At 69.8% G+C, this 10,181-nt stretch carries 8 protein-coding genes; all 8 read right to left on the bottom strand.

The window, feature by feature from the left end; translation table 11 throughout:
- Positions 1-694, bottom strand: a 694-nt coding sequence (locus tag ABZ260_RS13910; RefSeq protein ID WP_355616643.1) for a TIGR03943 family protein, incomplete at its 3' end; no start/stop codon positions are given.
- A 64-nt stretch (positions 695-758) separates the two neighbouring features.
- Positions 759-1,790, bottom strand: a complete 1,032-nt coding sequence (locus ABZ260_RS13915; RefSeq protein WP_355616645.1) for a permease — start codon at positions 1,788-1,790, stop codon at positions 759-761.
- 348 nt (positions 1,791-2,138) lie between these two features.
- Entirely contained in the window at positions 2,139-3,542 is a 1,404-nt protein-coding gene (locus tag ABZ260_RS13920; RefSeq protein WP_355616647.1) for a salicylate synthase, read from the bottom strand.
- A 65-nt stretch (positions 3,543-3,607) separates the two neighbouring features.
- On the bottom strand, positions 3,608-5,329 hold the full coding sequence (locus tag ABZ260_RS13925) for an ABC transporter ATP-binding protein (RefSeq protein ID WP_355616649.1): 1,722 nt from the start codon (positions 5,327-5,329) through the stop codon (positions 3,608-3,610).
- A gap of 44 nt (positions 5,330-5,373) precedes the next feature.
- Positions 5,374-7,182, bottom strand: coding sequence for an ABC transporter ATP-binding protein (locus ABZ260_RS13930; RefSeq protein WP_355616651.1), 1,809 nt, complete (start codon positions 7,180-7,182; stop codon positions 5,374-5,376).
- Between the two features lie 104 nt (positions 7,183-7,286).
- Positions 7,287-8,069: a class I SAM-dependent methyltransferase gene (locus tag ABZ260_RS13935; protein WP_355616653.1), complete on the bottom strand. Its 783-nt coding sequence runs from the start codon at positions 8,067-8,069 to the stop codon at positions 7,287-7,289.
- The gene (locus ABZ260_RS13940; protein ID WP_355616655.1) at positions 8,051-8,899 is read right to left on the bottom strand and encodes an alpha/beta fold hydrolase; all 849 of its coding nucleotides are present in this window, start codon (positions 8,897-8,899) and stop codon (positions 8,051-8,053) included. The genes ABZ260_RS13935 and ABZ260_RS13940 overlap by 19 nt, the downstream gene beginning before the upstream one ends.
- Positions 8,896-10,167, bottom strand: a complete 1,272-nt coding sequence (locus ABZ260_RS13945) for a cytochrome P450 (RefSeq protein ID WP_355616657.1) — start codon at positions 10,165-10,167, stop codon at positions 8,896-8,898. Before ABZ260_RS13945 ends, ABZ260_RS13940 begins: the two co-directional genes overlap by 4 nt.
- Positions 10,168-10,181 lie beyond the last annotated feature (14 nt).

Raw genomic sequence — 10,181 nt, forward strand, 5'->3', positions numbered from 1 at the left:
AGATGCCGGTGACCTCGACCCAGGTGTCGGCGGGCGGCGCCTGCAGTCCCCTGACGGCGACCTTCAGGGGGAACGCGTCCGCGGCGCAGCAGGCGATCTGCATGCGGGTGACGTACCATTGCCCCTTCTTCTTCGCGGGGGAGACGAAGCCGGTCAGTTTGATCTCGCGGTCGGTGAGGGACTTCTTGTCGTCGTCCCAGGCGCGGCCGATGAAATCGCCGATGGTCATCTCCACGGCGCCGGTGCCGGTGAGCGGGGTGAAGGAGCTCAGGGTCTGGTCGCGGGGCGGTGGGGTGTCGTCGCGGGAGGCGGCGAACGAGCCCAGCGCGGGCGGCGCGATCAGGAAGATCGCGAACACCGGCAGGCACAGCAGCCACGCGACCCGGGGGCCGCCGTGCGCGTGGTCGTGCCCGTCACCGTCGGACCGGTCGCGATCATGCGAGCGGTCATCGGCGGGTGAGTGATCGTGGCCGTCTGAATGGTCGCGTGGTTCGTTTTGGGCTGGGTTCTCCTTCGTCCGGGACGCCTGGAGCAGCCCGATGACCCCAAGGCCCACCAGCACTACTCCGGCGCCGATCAGGAACGGCCGGAAGCCCGGTTTGACATAATTGAGGTAGGTCGTGGAGAACGCCGAGATCCGGAGCACGGCGCAGCCCAGCAGGGTCAGGACGAGGTTCTGGGTCACACGGTTCATCGGGGGGCGCGGGTTCCTTCCGCCGTAACGGGGCGCGAGGGAGACAGGGCGGGGGAGGGGGGCGTCATAGCAGCAGCCACCCGAAGAGGGTGCTCACCAGGACGGCGAGGGCGAAGGTCACCGGGACGAACCTGACCGCGAAGGCCCTGCCGAATGTGCCGGCCTGCAGCGCGATCAGTTTCAGGTCGACCATCGGCCCGACCACCAGGAAGGCCAGCTTCGCGGTGGGGGAGAACGCGGTCATCGAGGCCGCCACGAACGCGTCGGCCTCCGAGCAGATCGACAGCAACACCGCCAGCAGCGCCATGACCAGGATGGCCAGCCATGGCACCTCGGCGACCGCGGTCAGCCACTCGCGGGGGACCGCGACGTTCAGTGTGGCCGCGGCCAGCCCGCCGACGATGAGGAACCCGCCCGCGTGCAGCAGGTCGTGCCGCATCGCCTCGCCGAACTGCACCCATTTCGGGCTGTCGCCATGAGGCCGGGAGGGGATGCGCAGCCACTGGCTGCGGCCGAACCTCAGCCAGAGCCAGCCGACCAGCACCGCCACGGTCAGTGACGCGCCGAACCTGGCCAGCACCATCAGCGGCTGCCCGGGAAAGGCGACGGCGGTCGCGACCAGCACGATCGGGTTGATCGCGGGGGAGGCGAGCAGGAACGCCAGCGCGGCGGCCGGGGTCACCCCCCGGGCCATAAGTCCCGAGGCGACCGGGACGGACGCGCACTCACACCCCGGCAGCACCGCCCCGGCCATCCCGGCCACCGGTACGGCGGCGGCCGGGTTAGCGGGCAGCGCCCTGGTCCAGAACGACGCCGGGACGAACGCGGTGATCGCCGCCGACAGCGCCACCCCGAAGACCAGAAACGGCAGCGCTTGCACACAGATCGCCACGAAGATCGTGGCCCACGTCTGCAGCGCGGGCGCCGTCAGATACGGCGCGAGCACGAACCGGCCCACCACCAGCAGGACCACGACGAACGCGAACCCCCACGGCAGGGCGCCGCCCGCCGAACCTGTACGTCCCCAGGAGTCGGGGGGAACCGGGCTCTCGTCGTCGGCCCACACGCCGCGCGGACCGGATCGAAGCTCGGGCATGCGCCCCATTGTGGCAGACCGTCCCAGCAGCCCGGGCCGAATCTCCTCTAGAAATCTACAACGTAAAGGCGTTCGGCAGTTTCAAGATCAACAAAAAACACAGTCGACTAAAGGCCCAACTCAACAGGCAAGGCAAAGGTCATCCCGGCGCATCGCCGGGATGTAGCAGTGCAGGTGGCCGGGCGCCCTCCAGCCGGGCCACCGAAGACGCTACGAGCCGGTTGGACGAGGAGGTGTCGGCGGACTCCACAACCACGCGAACGCATCGGGCCAGGGCCGTGCCGGAAGGGATTCGGGGGCGTAGAAGTTGAACGAGTAAGTCCGATGTCCGAGGAACATGCGGCTCCCTCACGTGTGATGGAACCGCAGGTGCGGGACGACGCTTCGTAGCTTTTCGCAGGTCTCCTCGTATTCGCGTTCCGGGGTGGATTGGCCCATGATGCCTGCCCCGGCACGGAGCCAGGTGCGGTTACCATGCGCGAACAGCGTGCGCAGGACCAGTGCCGCGTCCAGTGAGCCGTCGGTTCCCGCTCGGAGCACCGCCCCGCCGTAGAGCCCTCGGGGTTCGGGTTCATGGCGGTTCAGGGCCGCGAGGGCGGCGCTCTTCGGTACGCCGGTGACGGTGACCGCTGGGAAAAGTGCCGCGAACGCCGACCAGGGGCCGAGGTCCTTGCGCAGCTGTCCCGCGACCCGGGACGCGAGATGCTGTACCGAGCCACGTGCTTTGACCGTCATGAACTCCTCGATCACCACTGAGCCGGGCTGGCAGATCGTTTCCATTTCCTCAGCGGCCAGTCGTACCGAGATCGCGTGCTCGTGCACCTCCTTCGGGTCGGTGCGGAGTTCCTCGCGCAGGCGGTCGTTCTCGTCGAGGTCGGGTCCCAGGGATCGGGTGCCGGCGAGTGGCTGGGTGCGGATCCGGCCGTTCGCCTCTACTTCGACGATGGTCTCTGGGCTGAAGCCGGCGGCTCGCTGGCCGCCGAGGTTCAGCAGGAAGGAACGCGCGGGGGTGTTGGCTCGGCGCCCGGCGAGGTAGGAGGCGGCGAAGTCGGGCTCGTTTCCTTCGGGCAGTACGACGATCCGAGACAGAACGGCTTTTTCCAGGAGGCCCGCGTGGATGTCGGCGACGCTGCGGGCGACGGCGTGGTGGTATGCGGACGCGTCGGAGGCGATGAGGTGTTCGGTTTCCGTTGCGGCCGGTGTGGTCATCGTCGCATCGACCGGAGCGGGGTCGTCCGGGTTTTGGAGCAGGGCCGTGACCTTCGCGGCCCAGGCTTCGTCGACGGCTCGCAGTTCGGCCTTCCCTGGGCTGAGGGCTACCTCCACGCAGGGAACCAGGAACGACAGGAGTGGTTGCGTTCCTGCGGTGGTGGGATCACCGTGCAGCAGGTGGGCGAGTTCGAAGGTGGCCCATCCGTACAGGTAACGGGTTCCGTCAGTGCCGTTCCCGAGTGCTGTGAGTGCTTCGGCGATTCTGTCCAGTGGTCGGCCTTCGGTGGCCGCGGTCCACGTGTGTCCGTCGGCGCGGGCGACGACCTCGGTCGCGTCCGCGGTGAGCGTGACGGCGGAGCCTGCCGCGAAGTACCAGACCCCGGTGTGCTCGTAGACGGCGTACTGCTCGCCGAGGCCGGCCCTGGCGAGGTGCACGGCCGTGCGGGCCGGGTCGTCCGGGGTGTGAAGCAGGGCTGTGCATGTGAGGGCGGGTACGGCCCGCGCCCATTCCGCCCACGGTTCGGATTGCCTGGCGGTCATCGTTGTGCTCCTTGCCGTGCGGTGTTCTCGTGCTTCGGTGGACGCGCCGGTCGGGGCCGCTGTAGTCACGGGGCCACTTCCAGCCGCCAGCCGTCCGCGTTGGTGCGCTGTCGCCAGAAGTCGGCGTAGGTGCCGCCGGCGGTGGTGAGTTGCCGGTGCGTGCCGCGTTCGGTGATCCGCCCGTTCTCCATGACGAGCACCTGGTCGGCAGCGAGCACGGTACTGAGGCGGTGGGTGATGACGAGCAGTGTCTTCTCGGCGGCCAGGGCTTGGAGCGTGGACGTCAGCACGGCCTCGTTCTCCTGGTCGAGCGCGGCGGTCGCCTCGTCCAGGATGAGAATCGGCGCGTCCTTGAGCAGGGCGCGGGCGATGGAGACACGCTGACGCTGTCCGCCGGACAGGGCGGTGCCGCCCTCGCCGACCCTGGTGGCCCAGCCGTCGGGCATTTCCTCCACCATCCGGTCCAGCCCGGCCATGGCTGCGGCGCGGCGCAGTTTCTCCTCGCTGGCGTCTGGATCACCGATGCGGACGTTGTCCTCGATCGTGCCCTCGAAGAGGTAGACGTCCTGGAAGACGATCGAGACGGTCGCGGCCAGGTCCTCGGAGGTGATGTCGCGGACGTCGACTCCCCCGATGCGGACCGTGCCGCCGGTGGTGTCCCAGAAGCGGGCCAGTAGTCGGGCGACGGTGGTCTTGCCGGCGCCGGACGGTCCAATGAGAGCGGTCATGCTGCGCTCAGGGATGCGGAAGCTCACGTCGGAGAGCAGTTCGGCCTCCGGATCGGTGAGGGAGGTGGAGCCGCCCACGGTGTCTTGCCGGTAGTGGAAGCGGACCGCGTCGAATTCCACGTCGGCTCCGTGTGGCAGCCGGGGTTCGGCTGGTTGCGGGAACGGTTGACGGCCGAGTACGGCGTCCAGCCGTTCCAGGCTGTTGCGGGCGATCCGCATTCCGGCGCCCAGGTCGGCCGCGTTGGACAGGCTGTCGGTGAGTCGGCCGATGAGCACCAGCAGGGCCAGCAGGGTCGGCACATCCAGGGAGCCGCCCAGAGTCCAGGAGACTCCCAAGGCCAGCAGGAGGGCGAAGACCGTGCGGGTGGCGAAGGCGAAGGACACCAGGCCCGGTATGCCGCGGTGAATCAGCCGGCGGTCGGCACGCGACTCGGCCGCCAGGGCGTCGTCGAGTGCCCCGTAGCCGTCGACGGTCCGGCCGAAGGCGCGCAGGACCGGCTGGTTCTGCGCGAACTCCAGGACGCGGTCGGCTGATTCGCCGATCGCTCCGTCGCGTCCCCGATCCAGCCTGCTCATCACGGAGGTGCTCCACAGGTGTACCGCCAGCAGCACCGGCGCGCACAGCAGCAGCACGAGCGCGACCCGGCCATCGAAGAAGAAGGTGGCGGCCACGATGGTGAGCGGGGTGAGCACCGAGCTGGTCAGCGGACGCAGCAGGTGCGCCGGCATGTTCATCACCTGGATGACGTTTTGGCCGGCCAGGCGGCTGAGTTCGGCGGCCCGTCCGGGGGTGAACCAGCCGATGGGCAGGTCAAGGGCGCGGTCGGCGAGTCGTCGGTGCAGCACCCGCGAGAGCCGGGAGCCGACGGTGAAGCCGTTGCTCAAGGCGACGGCTTGGAGGGTGGCGTAGGCCAGTGAGCAGATCGTCAGGGCGGCGAGCCACGGCCACACCTCGCCCGGGTTCTTGCCGAGCAGGGCACGCAGCACCGGCACCAGCAGGGTGAAGGCGAGGCCCTGGAGGATGGCGGCGCCCGCCAGCACGGCGAGGAGACGGTTCAAGAAACCGGATCCCTCGGGGCCGAGGGCACGGTAGAGATGGCGGATCATCGTGAGGTTCTCTCCGGGGAGGCGTCGGGGCTGTCGTGAACGGTTGATGCCGTCGGGGCCGGGGTAGGGGTGGGGGCTGTTTCGCTGCCGGCCTGTGCCGTCTCCTGGGCTCTCCACAGCCGGGCGTAGCGGCCTTCGGTGGCCAGCAGGTCCGGGTGGCGGCCCTGTTCGATGATTCGCCCGCCGTCGAGTACCACGATCCGGTCGGCGTGGCGGACGGTCGCCAGCCGGTGGGCGATGACGAGCAGCGTGCGACCGGTGGCCAAGGTGGACAGCGCGTCCTGGATCAGCGCTTCGGAGTAGGGGTCGGCGTACGCGGTGGCCTCGTCCAGGACGAGGACGGGGGCGTCGGTGAGCAGGGCGCGGGCGATGGACAGGCGTTGTCGTTCGCCACCGGAGAAGGAGACGCCGGTGGTGACCTCGGTGGCGTAGCCGGCGGGCAATTCGGTGATCCGGTCGTGGATCTGGGCGGCGCGGGCGGCCTGTTCGACCTGGTCGTCGTCGGCGGAGGGGCGGCCGAGGCGGATGTTGTCGGCGACGGAGGCCCGCAGCAGCCGCACGTCCTGCAGGACGAAGCCGGCGTGGCGGTAGAGGTCGGCGGCGGGTATGTCGCGGATGTCGGCACCCCCGATGGTGATGGCGCCTGCCGTGACGTCGTGGAAACGCAGAAGCAGCGAGGCGAGGGTGGATTTGCCCGATCCGGAGGGGCCGACGAGCGCGGTGACGGTGCCGGGTTCCAGGTCGAGGTCGATGCCGCTTAGGGCGTCGGTGCGGCCGTCGTAGGAGAAGGACACCTCGCGCATCGAGATGCGGGAGCCTTGCGGGGTGGCGGGTGTCGCGCTCTGGGGTAGGACCGGCGTGTCGAGCAGCGCGGAGATCCGGGTGGCGGCCGCCTGGCCGGCCCGGATCTGCTGGATTCGGGGGCCGACCACGCCCATGGGGGCGGCGATGGCCGGTCCGAGCAGGATGAACGGTACGAGGTCCGCGGCGGTCGTCCATCCGCCGGTGACGAACACGGCTCCCACCACGGCCAGCAGGAGCAGGACGATGGCTGGGGAGACGACGAGCAGGGCCGCGGTCGAGGTGAGCAGCGTGGTGCGGACCCAGGAGGTGAAGAAGTCGGAGAAACCGTCGGTGGCGGTTAGGAAGCGTTCGTGGACTTTACGGCTTCGGCCGAAGGTTTTCAGAACGGCGATGCCGTTGGAGAACTCCACGGCGGCTGAGGAGATCCGGCCCAGGGCCGCTCCGTACTCGGCCATCTGCGCCGCCGCTCCGGCCAGGGCCCGGCTGAACAGGTAGGCGCCGAGGGCTAGGGGCAGCACGCTGAGCAGCGCGAGCCGCCAGTCGAGGGTGAACAGGTAGACCAGTGCGAGAAGCGGGGCGGTGAGGACGGCGGTGACATCGAGAAGGGTGTGGGCGACGAGTGTGTGCAGTGCGTGCACATCGTCTTGTACGGCGCGTTTGATCTCCCCCGCACCTTTGGAGGTGATCCATCCCAGTGGCAGGCGACCGGTGTGCCTGGCCAGCCGGCGGCGCAGCGCGAGTTGCAGGTCGTTGTCGGCGAGATGGCTGACCACTCCGGCGGCGGATCCGAGGAGCAGGGCCGCGAGACCGGAGAGGCATGCGAGAGTGACCAGTGGCCAAAGGTCGTCGCCGAGGGGAGGAGAGCCGTCGGTGAGGTGGACGGCGATCCGGGCGACGGCGATGAAGGGGATGACTCCGGCCAGTGCGCCGGCGGCCTGCAGGACGACGGCCAGGGCGAGGCGGCCCCGGACCTGGTGCAGGATGCCGCGTAATGGCGGCACCTTCGGGGCATCCGACGGGGTCGGGCCCGGGGAGGCGTTATCGGATGTGCCGGAGGCAGCGGACGCGTCGGATTGCTGCGGGTCCCGAGGTGAGGTGGGTTGGGTCATTTGACGAGGACTCCGATTTCGGGGGTGGCCTGGCCGCCGGCCTCGGTGATGCGGCGGCTTGTCATTCCCGCCTCGCGGGCGAGTCGGGCGACGTCGAAGGTGTGCCAGTCGTAGCTGTCGGTGATTTCGCGGATGGTGCGACCGTCTCGCAGGACCTTCCAGGTGGTGGTGAATCGCATGGCGTCGCCCTGGGCGGGCTCGCCGCTGATCCACCACTCATAGGTCTGGCGGCCGATGGTCTCTCGCAGGGACATCACCGGTGGGATGAGGCGTGGAGCGGAGACCCCCATCAGTTCGACGACGATGAGGCCGCCGTCTGGCAGCCGGTCGCGGAGCCGCCGCCACAGGGCGCCGCGTTCGGTGGCGGTGAGATGTCCGGCCACGCCGAAGATCACTACTGCGGAGAGCCGTTCGGGGAGTTCGAGGTCTTGTGCTGAGCCGTCGACGACGGTGACGCGGCGGCGCAGGTCCGCCTCCCGGGCGACCCGGGAGGTGAGGACGGCCCGCATGGTGGCGGAGGGCTCGGCGGCGATGATCTCCGCTTGCGGCAGCGCGGACGCGATGACCTCGGTGATCCGGCCGGTGCCGGCGCCGATTTCCAGCACGGGGCCGTAGGAGATGTCGACGTGGGCCAGTACATGGGTGAGTGGTGGTCCGCTGCTGGCGGTGTGGCGGGTGGCGACCATCTCGTAGAACTCGGCCGAGGGCGAGTAGTAGTCGATCATGGGGTTCTCCTGGTTGTGCGGGCGCGGCCGGATGGTCAGGGGGTGCTGGGCCACCGGTGAGCGCCCATGGCCAGCGACGGATCCAGACGTCGAAGTACTGCCGTGACGACCTCCTGGCGTCGTGGGCCGAGGTAGAAGTGGTCGCCGGGGAAGGTGTGGATCTCGGTGCGGGCGGTGGTGAGATCCGCCCATCCGCCGGCTCGGTCGCGACCGCTCTGCGGGGTCAGCTCCGGGTCGGCCTCGCCGGTGAACACCTCGATCGGGCAGCGCAGCGGGGGCCGGGGGATCGGGCGGTAGGTTTCGATGAGGCGGTAGTCGTTGCGCACGCAGCCGAGTACCACCGGGCGCAGATCGGGATCGGCCAGCACGTCGTCGCTGGTGCCGCCGAGCCGTTGCAGTTCCCGGCACAGGAGGTCGTCGCTTTGCCGGTGGACCTCACCGACGGTGGCGGTGCCCGGGGCCTCGCGGCCGGACACGAACAGCCGTCGCGGGCCGAGCGCCTCGCGGCGCCGCAGGTCGTGGGCCACCTCCCAGGCGACGGCCGAGCCCATGCTGTGCCCGAACAGGGCGTAGGGGCGGTCGAGCAGCGGCACCAAGGCGTCGGTGACGGCCGTGACCAGTTCGTCCATCCGGTCCACCGGGGGATCTTCGAAGCGGTCTTCCCTGCCTGGGTACTGGATGCCCCACAGCTCGATCTCTGGCGGCAGCAGGGTCGCCCAGGGGCGGTAGAAACTGGCGCCGCCGCCGGCGTGCGGGAGACAGATCAGCCGTAGCCGGGCCGTCGGCTGCGGACTCCAGCACCGGATCCACGGGCCGAGACGCCGCGGCGCCGGGTGGTGGCTGGTGCCTGGCCACGGGGCGGGCACGCCGGGACGGGTACTCACCACGTCACCGGCAGCCGCTCGATGCCGAAGGTGGCCGAATCGTGTTTGAAGTCGATTTCCTCGTCCGGCGCTGCCAGGCGCAGCGTGGGCACGCGGCGGATCAGTGTCTCCAGGGCCACCTCGAGCTCCAGCCGGGCCAGGTGTTGGCCGATGCACTGGTGGACGCCGTAGCCGAAGGCGACGTGGTGGTTGTCCGGGCGGTGGAAGTCGACCCGGTCGGGGTCGGGGAACTGCTCGGGGTCGTGGTCGGCGCCGGCCAGCAGAGCGATGACGCCGTCGTCGGCGGGTATCACTGTGCCGGAGATCTCGATGTCCTGGGCGGCGACCCGCAGCGGGATGGAGTCGGCGATCGACATCACCCGCAGGAGCTCATCGACGGCGGCCGGCATCAGGGAGGGGTCAGCTCGCAGTTCCTCCATCAGATCCGGCCGCTGGAGAAGCAGCAGGGTGCTCAGAGCGATCATGTTCGTGCTGGTCTCGCGTCCGGCGTTGATGGTGATGCCCACGGTGGACAGCAGTTCGGGCAGGGTGATGTTGCCGGTCTGCAGGTGGTTGACGACGAGTTTGGAGAGCAGGTCGTCGCCCGGCTGCTTCTGCCGCTGGGCCACCAGGTCGGAGATCAGGGCGAACAGTCCGCCCAGTGCCTCGGCGACCTGCTCGGCGGTGCTGTGGCGGGAGCCGGAGATGCGGGTGACGTCGCGGAAGAACTCCAGGTTTTCTGCGGGGATGCCCAGCAGTTCGCAGATCACGGAGGTGGAGACGGCGTTGGCGTAGAGGGGGACGAAGTCGACGGGGGCCTCGGCCGCGAGCATGGAGTCCAGGAGGCCGTCCACGATGGTCTGCACGGCGGGCCGCATGGCGCGGATCCGGCGGACGGTGAACTCCGGCAGCAGCATCCGGCGGTAGCGGGTGTGTTCGGGGGCGTCGGTGCGGATGAAGGGGCGCAGCCGGGCCCCGATCTCCTGCTCGCCCTCGCCGAGGGCGGGAAAGTTGGGGCGGCGGATGTCGGCGCTGATTCGCGGGTCGGCGAGCAGTTCGCGGACGTCCTGGTAGCGGGAGACCACCCAGGCCTCGCGTCCGGTGGGCAGGGTGACCCGGGCGACGGGTTCGAGGGTGCGCAGGCGGGTGTACTCCTCGGGGGCGGAGAAGGGGCAGTCCCGGCGGATGGGGAAGTTCTGCGGGCGAGTGGCGTCCGCTACAGGGGAGGTGGCCTCGCCGGCGGCAGGCGCGGGGGTGGAGGGCACGCTGGAAGGCGTGGGCGGGTTCATCGGTCGTCCTTCGT

The organism is Streptosporangium sp. NPDC006013, from assembly GCF_040614275.1.
In the GTDB taxonomy this organism is placed as follows: domain Bacteria; phylum Actinomycetota; class Actinomycetes; order Streptosporangiales; family Streptosporangiaceae; genus Streptosporangium.

Bases quoted from the DNA above. Each gene is read 5' to 3' on its own strand.
- ABZ260_RS13915 (WP_355616645.1), bottom strand. From the start codon at position 1,790: ATGCCCGAGCTTCGATCCGGTCCGCGCGGCGTGTGGGCCGACGACGAG.
- ABZ260_RS13920 (WP_355616647.1), bottom strand. From the start codon at position 3,542: ATGACCGCCAGGCAATCCGAACCGTGGGCGGAATGGGCGCGGGCCGTA.
- ABZ260_RS13945 (WP_355616657.1), bottom strand. From the start codon at position 10,167: ATGAACCCGCCCACGCCTTCCAGCGTGCCCTCCACCCCCGCGCCTGCC.